The following is a 17178-nucleotide window of genomic DNA, read 5'->3' on the forward strand; positions in this document are numbered from 1 at the left end:
CTTAATTTAACCCTACACAAATCTATGAAAAAACATGATTTTTCCAACAAGGAAAGTATCCTTCCGCGGTTGGAACTATTTTCCGACAGGAGAAAGCTATTGCGCAGTGGTATAAAGAGTACATTATTCTTTATGCTACTTGCTAGTAGTACCCTAATAAAGGCACAGCAGATCAATCTGACCTTGCAGAAAGCGCCTTTATCCAAAGCGATTTCTGAAATCCGGAAAACTACCAAGTATGATTTCGCCTACAATGACGAACTGTTAAATAAGGCAAATCCGATAACATTGAATCTAAAAAATGCGAGCATTACTGAGGTCCTCAGTAAAATGTTTGCAAACCAGCCGATCTCTTATGAAATTGCTGAAGGTGTCATTATTTTAAAAGCAAGGAAAGCAGCAAACGAAAAAAATACGCCCAGTTCAAAAAAAAAGGAGACGATAAAAGGTAAGGTAGTCGATGAAAAAGGCAACCCACTGGCAGGAGCTACGATCCAAGTTAAGGGCACCAATTTTATTACCACTTCGGACAATACAGGATCTTTTGAGCTTCCCGACGTATATGCTCAATCTGAATTGCAAATTTCTTACTTAGGCTTTAGTCAAACTGAGGTAGCCGCAAAGAATGCCGAACAGATCGTACTGACAACCAATTCCAATAGGATAGAGGAGGTCAGTGTTGTCGCCAGTGGTTATCAGTCGATCCCAAAGGAGAGGGCTACGGGTTCATTTTCCAAAGTGGACAATGCGACATTCAATAGGCAGGTTTCAACTGACGTGATCAGCAGGCTGAAAGGGATAGCACCTTCAATTTTATTTGATGAGCGTTCAGGTTCGCCGAAGTTAACGATCAGGGGACAGGCTACGATCTTTGGTAATGACCAGCCACTTATTGTTGTTGACAATTTTCCGTACGAAGGTGATATCAACAATATAAATCCGAACGATATTGAGGATATTGATATTTTAAAAGATGCGGCCGCAGCTTCGATTTGGGGAGTCCGTGCTGGTAATGGTGTGATCGTCATAAAAACTAAAAAAGGACGAGCAGACCAGCCGATGAGCATAGGTTTTACCTCCAACCTCACCATAGGTCAGAAGCCTGATCTGAATTATATCCCACAGATCAAACCAACGGACTTTATTGATATTGAAAAGATGCTTTTTGAAAAGGGGTTTTACGATGATGTCATAGGCAATACCGCTAGCAATAGTCCCTACTCACCTGTTGTCAGTATTTTAAATGACCAAAAAAATGGAAAACTGACTGAACGGGAGGCAACAGATCAGATTAATTCACTCCGAGAATATGATTTGCGGAAAGACATAAGCAGATACCTATACAGACCTAGCGTGAAACAACAATATGCTCTAAATTTTAATGGAGGAACCAACAAGTATACTTATTACTTTTCAGCAGGATTCGACAAAAACCAAAATTCAGAAAAGAGGAGTGATTTTAATAGAATAAGTTTAAACAGCAACCAGCTTTTCCGTCCAAACCAGAAACTGGAGATCTCGGCTGGACTTTCGTACAATCAAAATAATCAATCATACTCTAACGTTGCGTCAATGCTAACCAATATGGGTCAGCAATTGATGTATCCTTATGCGAGACTGGTTGCAGACAATGGTGACCCTACATCTGTAATAAAGGACTTTAGTACTTCCTTAAAGCAAAAAGCACTTTCGGAAGGACTATTAAACTGGGATTTTGTTCCACTGGATGAATTGAACTTTCAAGACAATAAGGCAAAACATTCCGAAATTAGAGTTAATACAGCTTTAAAATACAATATCATTTCTTCTTTATCCGCTGAAGCAAGATTCCAGTACGAAAGTCAAATTGGTAGTTCTCGAAATTATTATGATCAACAGAGTTACTATATGAGAAATTTAATAAATCTCTATACCTCTGTCGATAATGGAATATTAATTAGAAACATTCCTTTAGGAGGGAAGTTAGATAATACAAATACAGAACTTAATGCTTTAAATGGAAGATTTCAGCTAAACTATGACCATAAGTGGAACAAAAATCAATTTAATGCAATAGCAGGGTTTGAGGTAAGGCAATCAAAAGCAACAGGTATATCGAGTGGCTTGTATGGTTTTGATCCTAGTGTTGGGTCAAGTGTCGCAGTTGATTACCTTACTCAATTTAACTTATATGGAAATGGCGGCCAAGCTTCAATTGTTAATACCAATGATTTTTCTGAAACCTTGGATAGAATGCGGTCCTTTTATTTCAATGGTGCATATAACTATGACCTTCGCTACGTTTTTTCAGCAAGTGCACGAATTGATCAGTCAAATTTATTTGGTGTGGAAACGAACCAGAAATCAGTTCCTCTTTGGTCAATTGGTGGTAAATGGAATGTCAGCAAGGAAAAATTTTACAAGATTTTATGGCTTCCAAATTTAAGCTTGAGGTCTACTTTTGGTTATAGTGGTAATGTGGACCGGACAATTACTGCATACACAACTGCTATGTTAACAACTAATAGTGTCAATCAAATGCCCGCCGCCTATTTACTTAACCCACCCAATAAAAATTTAAGATGGGAAAAAAACGGATTATGGAATATAGGAGTAGATTTCGAAACACAAAATAGTCGTATTTCCGGAAGTGTGGAGTATTTTAGCAGAAAAGGTACGGACTTGATCGGTAACGGTCCAATTGATCCTACCACAGGGTTTACATCATACAGAGGAAACCTTGCGGACATGAATGGAAGAGGTTTGGATGTAGAAATCAATTCAATCAATCTACGATCCAAAAATTTTATCTGGAAAACCGTTATGCTTTTCTCAATTGCAAAGGATAAAGTAACAAAATATCAAAAGGCGACAACCTTGGCCAATTTTATTTCCGATAACAGCATCTACCGAAATGCATCGGCATATTCACCGGTTGTGGGGAGAGCATTATTTGGTATTTACTCTTATCCTTGGGCTGGTTTAGATCCAATAACTGGTCAATCAAGGGGGTATTTGGAGAACCAGCCTTCCACTGAATATTCTCAAATAACGCAATATTTAGGTCAAGATCCTGAGAATAATCTTGTTTACCATGGTACTGCACTGCCGACACACTTCGGAGCGCTGAGAAATACATTCAATTACAATGGAGTTGAACTTTCTTTCAATATCACATATCGATTCGGCTACTATTTTAGAAGGAATAGTATTTCCTATTCTGGGTTGTTCAATAACTATTATGGGCATGGTGATTATTATAACAGATGGCAGAATCCTGGAGATGAATTATCAACAAATGTTCCTGCGCTGCTATATCCGGCGAATAGTCTTGCTGACCAATACTATAGAAATTCCAAGGCCTTGGTGGAAAGAGGAGACCATATCCGATTGCAGGACGTTGTAATTTCTTACGATTTTAAAACAAGTATGATAAAGAAGATAGGGATTAAGAGCTTAAAAGTCTTTTTTCAGGCGAACAACCTCGGGATCTTGTGGAAATCAACCAAGGTTGACTATTTAGATCCAGATTATCCAAACTTTAAGCCCACCCGTAATTTTTCAGTTGGTCTTAATTGTGCACTTTAAATAGTAAAGCTATGAAAAGAATATATTTTATTGCTATCGGAATAGCATTCATTCTATTGAACGCATGTTCTAAAGAATGGTTGGAAGAGAAGCAAAATGTAAAACTTATCGTTCCCACCACCCTTAATGACCTTGATCTTTTATTAAATATTTCAACTTTTGAACAGGATGGTCGTGGTTCTACAGAAATGTCGTCTGACGAAGCGGATTATACAGTTGATCAATTCAATGCTTTACCGCTTGCCTTCCAACGCAATTTAGCGACTTGGAACGTTACTGTTTATGAAGAATTAGCAGGCATTCAAAATGAGTGGAATGTAGCGTATAGTCAGGTACAGATATGTAATGTAGTACTTACGGCACTAAAAAAAATTGACCGTACAGCCAATAATGAGCTGTTATATGATCGTCTAAGGGGGACTGCGCTGTACCATCGATCAAGACAATTTCTAAATTTAGCAATGACTTTTTGTAAATATTATGATGAAGATAATTCTAAAACTGATTTAGGTATTCCTTTGAAATTGACTGATGATATTGGAGAACAAATTTATAGGTCTACTTTAGGGGAGACCTATCAAAGAATTGTAGAAGACCTTATAATTGCTTCGGAGACTTTGCCAGTTGAAAAGATTTCACAAACGCATATAGCAAAAGGAGGAGCCTACGCACTATTGGCTAGGACGTATCTGTATATGGACGAATTTCAGAAAGCTAAAGATGCTTCAGATTCAAGTCTCAAATACCATAATTACGTCGAGGATTATAATACAGTAAATCCTGCAGGAAGCCGTCCTCTGAGTATTCAGAGTAAAGAGATGCATATTCCATTAAGTCCGCGCATGTCCGTAAACTATGCGACAGTTGGCAGGATAAATCAGGACTTGTATAACAGCTATCAGGGGAATGATCTGCGAAAAGTACTTTTTTTTAAAAAGGAAGCGGATGGGAGATTTAGTTTTAAAGGACATTACAGACCTGCAATGTTTTCAGGAACTTCAACACCCGAAGTTATGTTAATTGGTGCTGAATCTAGGTTGCGACTTGGTGATATAAATGGTGCAATTGATCAATTGAATACCTTACTAATAAAAAGATTCAAAACTGGCAAGTTCGTACCTTACAATGGAGGAACCGCTGATGTAACATTAGATATTATATTAAATGAACGGAGAAAAGAACTGCTCACAAGATGCCTGCGTTGGCAGGACCTCAAAAGATTAAATCGCGATCCTAGATATGCGAAAACACTAACCCGGAAAATTGGTGATCAAATATATTCTTTGCCTGCGGGTGATCCAAGGTATATCTTACCGATCCCTCAATTTGTTATCAATTTTAATGGTATTGCACAAAATGATTAATTACATGAAAAAAATATTATTACCCCTTCTGTCCATTTTGTATTGCCTTTGCATAGCAAAAGGTAACACAAGAATATCTGTTAATATGCCTCAGATAGACACAACAGTGCTCCAGGTGACTATTGGCATAACTGATCCGATGTTAAATTTAGGTTTACAATATTTTGCAGATACGGCTCTTATCAACAATGGAAAATGTCAATTTTCGTTTGATATAAAACATCCGAGCTTTATGTGTCTAAGGGTAAATAACAAATATGTAACTATGCCGGGCGATTATTATGTTTTAATTGAGCCCAATGATAACCTCACCTTCGATGTTCCTGCCATAAAAGAAGCTGGCTTTTTTGGTTGGGGAATAATGAAAGTTAACGTCAGTGGGAAAGGGAGCAAGAAAATAGATTTATATAAAAAAGCAATTGGTAGGTGCCTTACGTTTTATGCCAAAGATCCTGATTATGCGAAGCAGAGTATAAGTTATAAGTATGAATCAACAGATAAAAAATTAAGTGTGGTTAATTCGACCTTAAAAGAAGATAACACTGTTGATCTTTATATTAAAGATCTAATTAAGGCTCAAATATATGCAAGTGTTATGACGGCCCTTATGAGATCAAGTAAAAGGAGTGAAAGCGATTCACTTAGATTTTTATTTGATAAATATATCATACGTAAGAAACGGATGGATGTATTTTATAAGAAAGATGTAGTGCGGTATGGTGGTACCATCGGTTCGTATTTGATTTTAAGTGAGTTTAAAAACCCCGTCAAAGTGGGTGCTGATAATTTTGAAAAAAAGAATAGGATTCGATATGCAGAAATTTTGGTGAAGCGACTAAAAAAGTATCCAGAAATTAGAGACTATTTATTGTCGAGACATTTAATAGCCTCTATAAGAAGTGGTTTTGATTCGACGACTGTAAAGCTTTATCAATACTATTGCAATGAGTCTGATTTTAATAATCCTAATTATAATACTGTAGTTAAATTATATAATGATATGGAAGGAAGACTTAGTGTTGGAAAACCATTTTATAATTTTACTCTGCCAGATTCAATGGGAAAGTTACACAATTTAACTGATTTCAAAGGGAAAGTACTTGTAATAGATTTTTGGTATAACGGATGTGGAGGATGCAAATTGATGGTTCCTGTACTTGAACAAATAGAAAATGAAATAAAGGGCCAAAATGTCCAATTTATTTCAATTGGTATTGACAAGAGAGACTTGTGGTTAGAGGGAATTGGAAAATATTCAAGTTCAAATTCGTTGCAATTATATACGGATGGTAAAAGCAGAGAACATCCTATGATGAAATATCTAAATATTTATGCATATCCTAGATTGATAGTTGTAGATAAACAGGGAAATATAGCTCCTATACCTCCCGAACCTAGATCAAGAAAGAATGAATTTATAGCATTTATTAATAATCTATTGTAAAAAATAAAAAAAGCTGTCCTTTTGGACAGCCTTTTTTATTCTATTTCACCATAATGCATCTTGCTGGCATTTCCTGTTGGTAGATTAGTCGTTGTATTGTATTCTTGTGAACACAGAATATTAGGATTATCATCTGGGCAAAGATTTTCACCTGTCACCTGTGGTCCTCGTGAACCGTCAGGATTCACGTAAAATTCTTGTAAAGCCACTTTTGCATTGCTATTTACTGGAGCAAAAGAAAATGCTGCGAAACTTCCGATTGCAATAGCTGCAACCCCTAAGGTTAGTCTCAAATTTTTCATGATGTTGATGCTTTTATAGATCAAAAAGCTAAACTTTAGTTTTTTGCCTACTCTTGGTTCAGGTTTTCGGCTACCCCTGTTTGGTTATTAGTTTGGTTTAAGTGGTCTGAACACCGTGTGGGGCACGCTTTAGCGTAAAAAAAGTGATCAGACCAATAATGTTGATTGCCAGGGCAATAAAATTAAAACTCAATTGCTCGCTCCAGTTCATCCCTTTCATCACGGCGATACAGGAGCATGGTATGGTCGGCGCAAATTTTAAAATATAAATCAGATACGCAGTATAAAGAGTAAGAACACTGAGGGAAGAAAACAATCCCAGCCATCTCCATTTTTTATTGACTAGCAATACCACAATCACGAGGTGTACCGCCTGTAATAGATAAGGTAGTACAGAGCCAGCTCTTGACAATAGATATGCTCCTTTTATCTGCCGATCAAATGTGTCGAAATCAAAGATCTTACTGGCGAACGTATACGCCCATAGGATAATGAGAAGGAAAATGATCAGTTCCGAAATGAAGGTCTTAGTTTTCATAATGTGGCTTTCTTGTTTTTGTAATAAATTTTTGAAGAGATGATCCTTTTTGGAGCAGATGTAAATCTGTTTTCAAAATTTCTATTTCACCAAATGTAGAACTGCCTCTAGGTCAGATGCAAGAACTTGTTGTATCAGAATCCAAATGCACACTGTCCGCAAATATTTTCACAGTTTAATGTCTCCATTGGTCCTTGTCCTTTGGAGGGGGATCTTTGATCTCATTTCCATCACCATCAAACTGTAAATCCGATGACGTTTGCAGACTGTCTGTCTCTGTTTTTAAATAGAGATTCTGCTGATTTTCTTTTTCTGCCAGACTGCTTGTTTCTGGCGCTATGTCCATCTCATCCTGTCTGCACGATTGCAGTGCACAAAGGGTGAAGAGGATTACCGATATTGAGATAACCGTTGTTTTTTTCATTGTAAAATTTTTTAGATTATCTCGGCCGAGACGTAGTTGAATTCTGGAGCCAAATTATCAGTCTTTCAGATCGGAAAAAAAGACTTGTGGTATCAGTAATCACATCCACACCGCAGAAAAGCAAGTTGCGGTTGATGTAAATAATTGAAAAAAAGTCACCTAATATTTTTGTGGAAAATTTTTGAAATTGCTGCTTTTTTAAGGTGTATTAGATGGCATTCACATGTATTAGAAATCAAATTCACACCTTCTGCTTTGATGCGATTTTCGTTAAATGGTTGAAATTCAGGGTTTATATTTGTAAAAAAGGATTTTCCTTAAGATGGGTCTCTTTCGGCGTGCTATATGGGAAATTTTCTTAATTTTATGGTAATACATAGCCATGAGTTGCCTAAAAAAGCATTTTTTAATTATCCTACTTCTAGTTCTGTGCGAATTCCTATTTGCGCAGGAGGAAAAGCTTAGTGATTTTTACCTCATTCAGAGGCAATATGAAAATTTGGCGGAAAATGATTCGGCTGCACTTCCTCTTGTTGAAAAGCTTATCAGAAAAGCTAAACTTGAAAAAAATCAACAGCAACTATTTCTCGGATATACAGATGCCCGGTATTATTCAGGCGATCCCGAGATTAAATTAAAATATGCTGATAGTGCTATTTATGTTGCTAAAGCTAAGAAGAACGATAGCTTGATCAGCAGTGCCTATTTAAGCAAAGGAGTGGTGTACTATTTCTACCTTAGAAAATATAAGCTTGCATTAAATGAGTATTTGAAGGCATTTGAAAAAAACAAAAGAAACAAAGATCCATACTATAGAAATAAGATAAATTATCACATCGGTGTTGTTAAAAGTTACATCGGTTATTATGGCGAAGCCCTAAATGATTTTGAGGAGGCAAGGGAATTTTTTGAAGGTGAGACCCAAAAGAACCTGCATCCTAATGTGATGTTCGGCAACCAGAGGGGCTACCTGAACACAATTCATCAAATGGCAGTCTGCTACCGTAAATTGGGCAATTTCAAAAAAGCGGATTCACTGGTTGCTCTTGGTCTTGCCAGAACTTGGAAAAATCCCGACCATAAGCAGGAACATAGCTATTTCCTCAAAGAAGAGGGAATCCGTAAATTTCGCAATAGAGATTACACCGGTGCGACTGCTGCTCTACTAAGTTCCACCCAAAGGCTTAGTGAGATCAACGATTTCGCATGGTTAACAGTATCCTATTCTTACCTCGGTAGATGTAAATGGGCACTGGGAAATACGGAGGACGCGATAAAATACTTTGAAAAGATAGATTCTATTTTTGTGAAGCATTCATTTGTTCTGCCCGAAGTCCGACATATCTATGAGGATCTTATAAATTATTACGGTAATCGTGGCAATAATGCCAAAACTCTATACTATACCACTCAGCTTCTTAAGGTAGATAATGTTCTGGAAAAGGATTTTGTTTATCTATCCGCCAAAATTCATAAGGAATATGATGCTGATAAGTTATTGCAGAAACAACGCCAATTGCAGCAAAGTTCGTGGATCAAAATTGGTGCTTATATGATCGGTTTCTTTTTGATTATATTTTGCTCGTTCTATTTGATGTTGCGGATCAAATCGAGGAAGAGCGTTAGAGGACTAAATAGTATACTAGGAATTAAACTGGCTGGAGGTACTTTGAATACATCGGAGGAAGGGGTCTTTCGTATGCGAACCTACAAGAGAACGGGTATTGGCGGAAATATTGTTGATGATATACTTTCCAAACTTGAAGAATTCGAATCTAAAAAGGAATTTCTTGATAAGACGGTTAGACTTAAATCACTTGCCAAAAGATTTGGTGTGAATCAGAATTATCTTTCTGAAATTATCCAGGAGCATAGAGGTGCAAACTTTCACCTTTACCTTTGTGAACTGCGTATTGCATACATTACAGAAAAACTAAATACTGATCCAAAATATCTACAATATAGCAGTGCAAGTCTCGCGGAGGAATGTGGAATATCTTCGCGGACAAATTTTTCCAAAGTTTTCCGCACGATTAATGGCATCAACTTTACCCAATATGTTGATAAGCGTCGAAGTGAAGTGAGTGCTGCTGCATCATGAAGAGGAGACTTCTAACGAAGGATATGAAAATAGATAGGGAAATTACCTCGATGATGGATAATTAGCTTCTATTAACTTCATATTGCCTTTTGAACTAATTGCGACATCCTTATATAGTAGAAATGCGACACTTTTTGAAAAAGTGGGCAAATCATTTTGTGGTGATTTTTCAATGCACTATATTTCTTGATGCTGAATGGATAATACTAATGATACATCCAGCTGATAACCTAGAAAAAAACACATATCATGGAAAGAAACGAGCGCGAAGTGAGCCACATGAAACAGTTGGCAGCGCAATATCTACGTAGGGGAGAGATCGAAAATGCATTGATAACTTATCACAAAATACTGGATCACTATCCTCAGGAAAAGAGTTATTATACTGATTTCATAAAGATGCTTCTTGATCCCATTACGATTTCAGAGATCGGCTTTTCGGCTTACGAGCAGGCGATAAGTTGCTGTGAAGATGCTATCAAATATTTGGTGGAAGATGATATCGAATTGTTCTATATGAAAAAAGGCTCAATCTATTTAATGATGCTTCAAAAAGATCCATCGTGGGATAGGAAAAATAGGTCTTCGGTCCTTGACTTTGTAGAAGATGGATTAAAAAAATTTCCGAATAACCAAATTCTGTTGAATTGTGCAACAGCACTATATCGTTTATCAGGTATTATTCATAAGTATGGAGAGTGTCTCGATCAACTGTTGCAGATCCATCCAAAGGATATATTTCTTATTTTGGAAAGAGTGAGCGTGTTGGAACAAATGGGACGTCAAATGACAGCAATTCCGATTTTAGAAAACTGGATCAATGAAAACCCTAAGGGCGACCTCAGTACGGCTTACGTCAAAATAATTTCATTATATAAAGCTGTTGACAACCATAAAATGTCAGCATATTATCAGCTTAGACTTGAACATGTTTAAAGACCCGCAAAATAAAAATGCAAAGTTATCTCCATAAGATTTATACGCGAAGCGAATTGGGATACCATGTATCCCACAGATAATCCGCAACGGCTGAGCTGGTGGTGGAAGTAGGAAAGTGCCAGCCGTTGTAGCCGATTTTTGCGCCAAAAGCCATAGGCTTTTGGCCGCCGGCAATTTTTTCAATTGCCAACGGTTATGGGTTGAGATCTAAAATCTTTAAGGTTCAGAAAGAACCCCCGATATTCGGTCATGCCACTAACTAGAAGATTCCAAAGTAGGGAAGCTCCCATCTGTGCGAGTGTAGAATTAATGAATAAATCCTGTTTTTGAAGAGATTCTTCGAGGGAACAACTCGGGGTATCATCTTTAGCTTCCGAGTTGACCATCAATTTCCCATATTCCTCGATTATTGATGGCAACATATCGGTTGTTTTAAATTTCTTTGATTTGGGCTGTTCAATTTTTTTAATGGTCGATAAAAGGACTTGTCCCGTAAATCGGCTATTTCCAAAGTCAAGCCAATATTTTGGTTGATCTTGCCGATAATCGTGAAATGTCCCGAGAGAATTAATAATTTCTGAAATCTCAAATCTTGAAGAAACGGTATCAGTACAAGATATGTAAATTGCGGCGCTTGCATTTGCAGGTATAACACCATTTTGATTTCTTTGGAATTTTGCTGATTCAGCCTTCCACCGAAGACCATCCCAACGGTTTATCCTATTAATGATTGCTACCACTTTTTGCAGACCTTTTTCGGATTCAGCAAATCGCTGACGACCCCGATTAGCTTCGGTTACCACATCATTATCCCAAAGATGAACCTGCAGACCCGCATAGCCCAACGCAATCAGGCTGTGATTAATTTCCATTAAGCAGGTTATCATTTTTGAACCCGTGCCACCTGCACCGATTACGTTGACACGGATAGGATTTGTGGGGCTTAAAAGATTGCTGTCCAAAAAATGGACTGTTTGTTTTGGCGTTCTCATAGCAGTATGTCTTTAAGCTTTTGATTAGTTTTTATTAATTTATCACATGGGAATTCTTTATCGGAATCGACCAAGTCGTTCCATAACACTACACAATTACCATCAACAGGATTATGCCCACTCATAAGATGGGTAAAATAACTATTAAAGAAATAGGACTCCCACAAATTGGTGAATGCCGTTACGGTATTTATTTCTCTGAGTTGAATGTCCACTGTTCCTAAACACACGTTTCCACTTTGATAGATATTAAAAAATGGGGCATGGTATATTCCTGAGTTTGTGGTTGGTCTTCTGTCCGATGAAAGAGCAAAAACAGAAAGTGCTTCTCTGTCTGCTTTCCAGATCATCGCAGGCACATAGGCTCGCCCCGAAACAATTCCCAAGTTTTCACTGAAGTAAAGCTGACGTTTCTGTGCTTTCGTAAACCAGATTATTTTTGCTTTTTGTGCATCAAAGGATAGGATGTTACTTGGTAATAGTCCGTCGGATTTTAACAATCTGCCCTTTTCTTCGTCCGTATACAACGATTCTGCAAGTTTTTTCGCTTCTAAAAGGGTTAATGGGTGTGCATTAATAGGACTTCCATTCCTATCTATGTCGTTGTACTCGATGTAAGTATCATTATATCCTTTTTCTGATTGGTAAAATACCAATGCACAAGATGGATAAAAGTACTTTTCGAAGCTGTTTGTAATATCCTCCATGATTCAAGTGTTTGTAAGATTGTTTATAATTTTTTTCCATTAAAAGTCCATGAGTGCGATCAACTCATTGATACTGCTGAAAACTTCACGCTCAAACTCAAAATTATTATCAGGAATGTCCCTGCCATCAATTGGAATAAATCGGGTAGGTTCATCAATTTCACCATATTCCTGAAGGTCATCATTGACCATCGTAAACAACGTCTCGTGGAGATGTCCATTTACGTCAGCTGAAAACGACAGGTAGTTATCCAATGTCACATTATAACTTTCATATTCCAATACTTCCCTAGATGCTAATGGATAATATTTGACATCGATGGCAGTATTCGGATGACTTATAAAGAGATTAAAAAATCGAGTTGCGATTTGTAGACAATTTTCGCCAAAATCATCGGTTGGAAGATAGTTTGTCAAACGTGTTTCAAAAGTAGCAAGGTTGTCAGGGTCGCATAATTTCGGTTTCATTATGTCCCCGATTTTTTTAGCTTTTTTAAGTTCTTCCAAAATTTCTGTTTCACCATCAGATTCCATCCAATCCTGTATACGATCATAGTTCCAATTGAGATAGCAATTTTCGTTTCGATAATATTCTATTTTTAAAACTTGATAGCAATAAGCATAGACAGATAATAAAAGCTTACCAACTTGTGAAGTTTGTCGTTTATTCAATAGTGTATACAACGGAATCACAGGGATATAGTACAACGTCATTCCTGTATCATATCTGTCTTCCTGCGCGAAGTAAGTGCTATCGCGGTCGTAAATTAACCGTAGTTCCCGCCAATCGTCGGTACACTTTTTCATCCTTTTTCTGAGTTGCGATAAGGAAATAGAAATGTTATAAGGGAAAGGTATTTCTTTACAGTCCTGTAAAGATATGTTGTATTTTTCCTCAACTTCGGAAAGAGATTTATAAAAGTCCTTTTCCATTTTTGATTTATCAGAAGACTGTATAGTTTCTGTTTCTGCCAATCTTGGCAGAAAGTTTGCCTTTAAAAAGGCATTGGCAACATCGTTGGGGGAAGGGACTTTCGTGTGTCCTTTTGAATTTCTTGCGCATCTTTGGGACGCTTCATCCAGCTTGCAAATTCGCCCAACTTGGTGTACAGTTCTACTACCCGTGGTTTTTCTTGTAGTTTTATTGTGTCCGGATATGTTCTTTGCATAATTCATTTTATTGTTTTTTTTATTAGCCTTTCGTTCCTATTACAGTTTCAAACCTGTAAACGATTTCATCATTAATAATCGTGGGGTGTGAAATCTTCGCCGTTGTTAGGGAAGGGTAGTTGTTGGAGTAAAAGTTTAAAACTGCCTGAAGATTCCATTTTGGCTCAGGGTCGTCAAGCCTGATTTCCTGTTCTTTTTCTTTGAGTATAAATACTCGTTGAAGTTCTGTTGCTACTAACATATTATTGATTTTTATGGGTTATGTTCCTGTTGTTCGACTTGCTCTGATTTCTGTTCAGAAGTTGACCAGAGATCGGGCGCAAATTGTTTTTCGTAGAGGTCCTGTTTCTTTCTGATTTCGTCCTTGTGGTCGGGATAATCAGCAACTTTTGGGAGTACTGTCCAAGCTTCTTTATATTTACCTGCTGTTGCAAGGGTGTCCGCTTTTATCATTGCTTCGCTGTATTTTTTGGACTTTCCTTTTTCTTGTTCTGACTTTTGTTTTTCCATTGCAGAATTAGCCTTAGCCGTTTCCAACCCTTTAAGAAAGTTCTCCATATTTGAAATCAGTTCATCTGCCCTCTGAACGGGTTTTTTGATATGTTCAAAAAAACCATTGTCAAGTTCTTCGGGACTTCCTTTCAAGTTAAAGGGAGGAATAACGTTTTTAGCCTTGTCTCCGCAACTGTCGTTCTCGATCAAGATAGATACGAGTATCCTGTTTTCTGTTGCTTTTGTAATGGATAGCGTCAATTTGCTGTTGATGTCCATCTGTGCAATTTGTCTGAAAAAATTAGCTGTTTCCATAATAGTTCATTGCTTTATCGCTTACACGATCAGTTATGTAGGATTCTGAAAAGCCCTGTTCCCGTAGATGGTTTTCATAGGCTTTCATTTCCCTTTGAAATTCTGCTGTACCTTCCTCGCCTGTGAGAAAGAGCTTATGAGCGGTTCCGTTTTTCAGAGCCTTATTGATATCTCTGTACAGTTCTTTGATATGCCTTCGTTGATCGGACATTTTGCGAACTTCCATTGCGAATATTTGATAATGGGAGAGAATATCGTAGAAAATGAAGGCTTCCACGACGTTCTGATTTTTATAGTTTTCGACAAACCTGTTATATAGCCAGTCTGCGAACTTATATTTTGCCAGTGTTTCCATTTTTAAAGTTTTATGAGGTGTTTTTTTTAATTTCCGTTATAGTTCAGGCGGTAGCCATTGTTATGGAATACTTTTTCAAGGCATTGCCTTACTTTGTGCAGTTGTTTCCAGTCTTCTTCCCGAGTATTAGGACGTGAAGCTGTCCGAACTTCATCACCATTTCGGCAATGATATCTACGGCTTGGAGTTCTGTATCAATTTGATTTTTCATTATCTTGGTTATTTAACTTCTCCACGTAGTTTGTATAGCGTTCTGTTATATTTTTGCCCTTTCTGAATTTTTCCGCGGAGTAGTTAAAATGCTCTTCAAACATCATGACCTCTTTTGTAATGAGGTTGATGTAATAGCGGTAATCCGCATTCACCCGTCTTTCGTCCATTGTACAATGAATTTTTAGAAAAGCAAGCTCTTGGTCAGTGTTGTTGAAGTTTAGCAAAGGCGTAAAAACCTCTTCTACAATGTAGCCCTGCTCAGGCGCACTTGTACTATCGGCAACGCAGATCATCCGCTTTCCATCCGATAGCGTGATATGTAAGTTTGAACGTGTCATGTCATTTAATTTTTTGACGTTAAAATTTCCTGTATCAACCTGATGTCAAAGTCAACTGTAATTAGGTTGATTCCCTTTCGTGTTTCGTAATTTGCAAGTCCATTTGGACAGACAACTAGATTCTCACTTTGGATGCATTCAAAGTGTTTGCATAGATGTTCAATTTCCTCGGTTTGTGCATCCAAGAAAGCCATGTCGTTCTCACCGAACCACTGCTCATAAAATGGCACTTTGTTGCTTCTGCACGTAAGAAATGATGCTCCGTGGTCTTTCCTTGAAACATATCCTGAATCGGAATCTAAATTCAGCACTTCAAGAAGTTCAGTGGTTTCAAGTGACTTTTTTAGCCAGTCCCCCGTAAGGGGGATGATGGCTACTTCATGATTTTTCCTACCAAGTGGACTGAATGCTTTCACGAGCATGATCTCAGTAACTTTATCTGATTTTTTCATGGCTCATGGTTTAATGGTATGTCGGGAGTATTGAAGTTTAGCAATGGCTTAAAGACCTTCTCTACAATGTTACTCTGCTCAGCAGTAGTTGTAAGGTTGGCAACACAGATAATCTGCTCTCCGTGTGATAATCTGATATGTAAGGTTGAACGTGTCATGGTTTTACATTTAAGTTGTTTAAAATCAGGTCAATTATTTCCTTCAAAGGGAATTCTGCTGTCCAGAATTCTTCGCCTGTTTCCATTCCGTTTGCAACATAATGACCTTCGAAGCTTTTGTACAGTATCAGTTTTTTAGAAGCCAGCTGTTCTTGGGGAGCGGATAGAAGTTGCAATTCCTCAGTTTCCAATTCTATAAATGAATATTTTTTATCTTCAAGTAAATCCAGTGTATTGGTTATGATTTCGCAGTCATCCATGTGGAAATTCACGGAGAAATCTTCAAAAGTCTCGTAAGTATATTCCCGACAGGGGAAATCTGTTTTTAAAGATGCAATTCTGTTTTTCTGAGTCGTTATCCATTCATCGGAAATGTGGACAATGGCATAATCACAGCAGTCAAATTCACTATATGTATTTGCTTCAATTATGAAATGCTTTGTTGGTGTGTCGGATAGTTTCATGGCTTAATTTCATTTAAGGTTAGTGTTAATAATTTCCTATTTCCAAATAGCAGGTGTATTGCCTGTTTTAATTCGGAACTGCAATTTTGTTCGTCTGCATATTTTATTAAGCAGTGAATGGCGAACAGGGCATCGTAACCGTCAAATAACTGATCTCTAAAAGTCTTTTTATTTCTGTATAACCTTGTACGGTTCTTTTCGTATCTCCGCTCAAAAAAAGCTATCAGATTGTACCATAATTCAGCGGTAATATGCTTTTCCGACCAGTTTTTAAAAATCTGTTCCCTGTTGTCCTGAAAGAAATCTGCTTCTTTTTTGATGAAATCCGTCAGGTTTTTCAGTTCATCGGGAAAAAGGTTGGCGATTAGATAAGCCCTGTCGAGGTTATTCATTTGATTTAGTGTTTTCATCTTCTTTACTATTAAATTCCATTTCTTTAACTTCTTCCTCTCCGAAAAAGAGTTCTATTGCCAAGCGCATTTGGTATGATGCTTTGCCTGAACCTGCATACCGAATTAGGCAGTGTATGGCAAAAACTGAATTGTGCGAGTAGAAAAACTGGTCTGCAAATATTCGTGGACTGCGATACAATTGTATATTGAAATCCGTCAAAATTTCCTCTGCATTGCGGATGAGCATATACCAATAATCCGCTGTAGCAATACTTTCCTTAGCCCAAGCCTTCCTTATAGGTTCTTCCTGTTTTCGAAAATGTGTTATTTCAGATTTTATGAATTCTGTCAAAGCCTTTAGTTCGTTCGGGAACAGCCTTGCCATTTGGTATGCACTTTCGGTGTTGGTCAATTCGTTTAATGCTTTCATAATCGTCTGTTTTTAATGGGT

20 protein-coding genes are annotated in these 17178 nt (G+C 37.4%); 5 read left to right on the top strand and 15 right to left on the bottom strand.

The features are described from left to right. Positions 1–24 precede the first annotated feature (24 nt). Genes AAW12_RS23970 through AAW12_RS23980 form a run of 3 tightly spaced genes read left to right on the top strand, consistent with a single transcriptional unit; the run spans position 25 to position 6375 of the window. Positions 25–3567, top strand: a complete 3543-nt coding sequence (locus tag AAW12_RS23970) for a SusC/RagA family TonB-linked outer membrane protein (RefSeq protein ID WP_053003969.1) — start codon at positions 25–27, stop codon at positions 3565–3567. An 11-nt stretch (positions 3568–3578) separates the two neighbouring features. Continuing rightward, positions 3579–4931, top strand: a complete 1353-nt coding sequence (locus AAW12_RS23975) for a RagB/SusD family nutrient uptake outer membrane protein (RefSeq protein ID WP_046676137.1) — start codon at positions 3579–3581, stop codon at positions 4929–4931. A gap of 4 nt (positions 4932–4935) precedes the next feature. Next, on the top strand, positions 4936–6375 hold the full coding sequence (locus AAW12_RS23980) for a TlpA family protein disulfide reductase (RefSeq protein ID WP_197084161.1): 1440 nt from the start codon (positions 4936–4938) through the stop codon (positions 6373–6375). Between the two features lie 35 nt (positions 6376–6410). On the opposite strand, the gene AAW12_RS23985 is transcribed toward AAW12_RS23980, so the two are convergent. From AAW12_RS23985 to AAW12_RS26375, 3 genes are all read right to left on the bottom strand, one after another. After that, positions 6411–6677: a hypothetical protein gene (locus tag AAW12_RS23985; RefSeq protein ID WP_046676139.1), complete on the bottom strand. Its 267-nt coding sequence runs from the start codon at positions 6675–6677 to the stop codon at positions 6411–6413. A 97-nt stretch (positions 6678–6774) separates the two neighbouring features. Further along, positions 6775–7215, bottom strand: a complete 441-nt coding sequence (locus AAW12_RS23990) for a MauE/DoxX family redox-associated membrane protein (RefSeq protein WP_046676140.1) — start codon at positions 7213–7215, stop codon at positions 6775–6777. Positions 7216–7390: 175 nt separating this feature from the next. After that, entirely contained in the window at positions 7391–7639 is a 249-nt protein-coding gene (locus AAW12_RS26375; RefSeq protein WP_156167757.1) for a hypothetical protein, read from the bottom strand. A 382-nt stretch (positions 7640–8021) separates the two neighbouring features. Here AAW12_RS26375 and AAW12_RS23995 point away from each other — a divergent pair, with 382 nt between their 5' ends. Further along, complete coding sequence (locus AAW12_RS23995) at positions 8022–9740, top strand: helix-turn-helix domain-containing protein (protein WP_046676141.1); 1719 nt, start codon at positions 8022–8024, stop codon at positions 9738–9740. 249 nt (positions 9741–9989) lie between these two features. Then, complete coding sequence (locus AAW12_RS24000; RefSeq protein WP_046676142.1) at positions 9990–10676, top strand: tetratricopeptide repeat protein; 687 nt, start codon at positions 9990–9992, stop codon at positions 10674–10676. A gap of 182 nt (positions 10677–10858) precedes the next feature. On the opposite strand, the gene AAW12_RS24005 is transcribed toward AAW12_RS24000, so the two are convergent. The 12 genes from AAW12_RS24005 to AAW12_RS24060 all read right to left on the bottom strand — a co-directional run bounded on the left by AAW12_RS24005 (position 10859) and on the right by AAW12_RS24060 (position 17157). Further along, positions 10859–11671, bottom strand: coding sequence for a PRTRC system ThiF family protein (locus tag AAW12_RS24005; protein WP_046676143.1), 813 nt, complete (start codon positions 11669–11671; stop codon positions 10859–10861). Then, positions 11668–12378 (bottom strand): PRTRC system protein B, encoded by a 711-nt coding sequence (locus tag AAW12_RS24010; RefSeq protein WP_046676144.1) that lies wholly within the window; start codon positions 12376–12378, stop codon positions 11668–11670. Before AAW12_RS24010 ends, AAW12_RS24005 begins: the two co-directional genes overlap by 4 nt. Before the next feature lie 39 nt (positions 12379–12417). Beyond that, complete coding sequence (locus AAW12_RS24015) at positions 12418–13185, bottom strand: hypothetical protein (RefSeq protein ID WP_156167758.1); 768 nt, start codon at positions 13183–13185, stop codon at positions 12418–12420. A gap of 188 nt (positions 13186–13373) precedes the next feature. Then, entirely contained in the window at positions 13374–13547 is a 174-nt protein-coding gene (locus tag AAW12_RS26380) for a hypothetical protein (protein ID WP_156167759.1), read from the bottom strand. Positions 13548–13570: 23 nt separating this feature from the next. Next, on the bottom strand, positions 13571–13789 hold the full coding sequence (locus tag AAW12_RS24020; RefSeq protein WP_046676146.1) for a PRTRC system protein C: 219 nt from the start codon (positions 13787–13789) through the stop codon (positions 13571–13573). Between the two features lie 11 nt (positions 13790–13800). After that, the gene (locus tag AAW12_RS24025) at positions 13801–14355 is read right to left on the bottom strand and encodes a PRTRC system protein E (protein WP_046676147.1); all 555 of its coding nucleotides are present in this window, start codon (positions 14353–14355) and stop codon (positions 13801–13803) included. Further along, positions 14342–14710, bottom strand: coding sequence for a hypothetical protein (locus AAW12_RS24030; RefSeq protein ID WP_046676148.1), 369 nt, complete (start codon positions 14708–14710; stop codon positions 14342–14344). Before AAW12_RS24030 ends, AAW12_RS24025 begins: the two co-directional genes overlap by 14 nt. Positions 14711–14904: 194 nt before the next feature. Next, the gene (locus tag AAW12_RS24035) at positions 14905–15261 is read right to left on the bottom strand and encodes a hypothetical protein (protein WP_046676149.1); all 357 of its coding nucleotides are present in this window, start codon (positions 15259–15261) and stop codon (positions 14905–14907) included. Between the two features lie 5 nt (positions 15262–15266). Then, entirely contained in the window at positions 15267–15713 is a 447-nt protein-coding gene (locus AAW12_RS24040) for a hypothetical protein (protein ID WP_046676150.1), read from the bottom strand. A gap of 154 nt (positions 15714–15867) precedes the next feature. Continuing rightward, positions 15868–16335 (bottom strand): hypothetical protein, encoded by a 468-nt coding sequence (locus AAW12_RS24050; protein ID WP_046676151.1) that lies wholly within the window; start codon positions 16333–16335, stop codon positions 15868–15870. Beyond that, positions 16332–16745 (bottom strand): hypothetical protein, encoded by a 414-nt coding sequence (locus tag AAW12_RS24055; RefSeq protein ID WP_046676152.1) that lies wholly within the window; start codon positions 16743–16745, stop codon positions 16332–16334. Before AAW12_RS24055 ends, AAW12_RS24050 begins: the two co-directional genes overlap by 4 nt. Continuing rightward, on the bottom strand, positions 16720–17157 hold the full coding sequence (locus AAW12_RS24060; RefSeq protein WP_046676153.1) for a hypothetical protein: 438 nt from the start codon (positions 17155–17157) through the stop codon (positions 16720–16722). The genes AAW12_RS24055 and AAW12_RS24060 overlap by 26 nt, the downstream gene beginning before the upstream one ends. Between the last annotated feature and the right edge of the window lie 21 nt (positions 17158–17178).

This window comes from Sphingobacterium sp. Ag1 (assembly GCF_000988325.1).
Taxonomy (GTDB): domain Bacteria; phylum Bacteroidota; class Bacteroidia; order Sphingobacteriales; family Sphingobacteriaceae; genus Sphingobacterium.

What these genes read in the sequence shown, in the direction of transcription:
- AAW12_RS24005 (WP_046676143.1), bottom strand. Translation starts at nt 11,671, where the DNA reads ATGAGAACGCCAAAACAAACAGTCCATTTTTTGGACAGCAATCTTTTA.
- AAW12_RS23980 (WP_197084161.1), top strand. Translation starts at nt 4,936, where the DNA reads ATGAAAAAAATATTATTACCCCTTCTGTCCATTTTGTATTGCCTTTGC.
- AAW12_RS24015 (WP_156167758.1), bottom strand. Translation starts at nt 13,185, where the DNA reads ATGAAAAAGTGTACCGACGATTGGCGGGAACTACGGTTAATTTACGAC.
- AAW12_RS24010 (WP_046676144.1), bottom strand. Translation starts at nt 12,378, where the DNA reads ATGGAGGATATTACAAACAGCTTCGAAAAGTACTTTTATCCATCTTGT.
- AAW12_RS24055 (WP_046676152.1), bottom strand. Translation starts at nt 16,745, where the DNA reads ATGAAAACACTAAATCAAATGAATAACCTCGACAGGGCTTATCTAATC.
- AAW12_RS26380 (WP_156167759.1), bottom strand. Translation starts at nt 13,547, where the DNA reads ATGCAAAGAACATATCCGGACACAATAAAACTACAAGAAAAACCACGG.
- AAW12_RS24030 (WP_046676148.1), bottom strand. Translation starts at nt 14,710, where the DNA reads ATGGAAACACTGGCAAAATATAAGTTCGCAGACTGGCTATATAACAGG.
- AAW12_RS24025 (WP_046676147.1), bottom strand. Translation starts at nt 14,355, where the DNA reads ATGGAAACAGCTAATTTTTTCAGACAAATTGCACAGATGGACATCAAC.
- AAW12_RS24060 (WP_046676153.1), bottom strand. Translation starts at nt 17,157, where the DNA reads ATGAAAGCATTAAACGAATTGACCAACACCGAAAGTGCATACCAAATG.
- AAW12_RS24000 (WP_046676142.1), top strand. Translation starts at nt 9,990, where the DNA reads ATGGAAAGAAACGAGCGCGAAGTGAGCCACATGAAACAGTTGGCAGCG.
- AAW12_RS24050 (WP_046676151.1), bottom strand. Translation starts at nt 16,335, where the DNA reads ATGAAACTATCCGACACACCAACAAAGCATTTCATAATTGAAGCAAAT.
- AAW12_RS24040 (WP_046676150.1), bottom strand. Translation starts at nt 15,713, where the DNA reads ATGAAAAAATCAGATAAAGTTACTGAGATCATGCTCGTGAAAGCATTC.
- AAW12_RS26375 (WP_156167757.1), bottom strand. Translation starts at nt 7,639, where the DNA reads ATGAAAAAAACAACGGTTATCTCAATATCGGTAATCCTCTTCACCCTT.
- AAW12_RS23995 (WP_046676141.1), top strand. Translation starts at nt 8,022, where the DNA reads ATGAGTTGCCTAAAAAAGCATTTTTTAATTATCCTACTTCTAGTTCTG.
- AAW12_RS23970 (WP_053003969.1), top strand. Translation starts at nt 25, where the DNA reads ATGAAAAAACATGATTTTTCCAACAAGGAAAGTATCCTTCCGCGGTTG.
- AAW12_RS24020 (WP_046676146.1), bottom strand. Translation starts at nt 13,789, where the DNA reads ATGTTAGTAGCAACAGAACTTCAACGAGTATTTATACTCAAAGAAAAA.
- AAW12_RS23975 (WP_046676137.1), top strand. Translation starts at nt 3,579, where the DNA reads ATGAAAAGAATATATTTTATTGCTATCGGAATAGCATTCATTCTATTG.
- AAW12_RS23990 (WP_046676140.1), bottom strand. Translation starts at nt 7,215, where the DNA reads ATGAAAACTAAGACCTTCATTTCGGAACTGATCATTTTCCTTCTCATT.
- AAW12_RS23985 (WP_046676139.1), bottom strand. Translation starts at nt 6,677, where the DNA reads ATGAAAAATTTGAGACTAACCTTAGGGGTTGCAGCTATTGCAATCGGA.
- AAW12_RS24035 (WP_046676149.1), bottom strand. Translation starts at nt 15,261, where the DNA reads ATGACACGTTCAAACTTACATATCACGCTATCGGATGGAAAGCGGATG.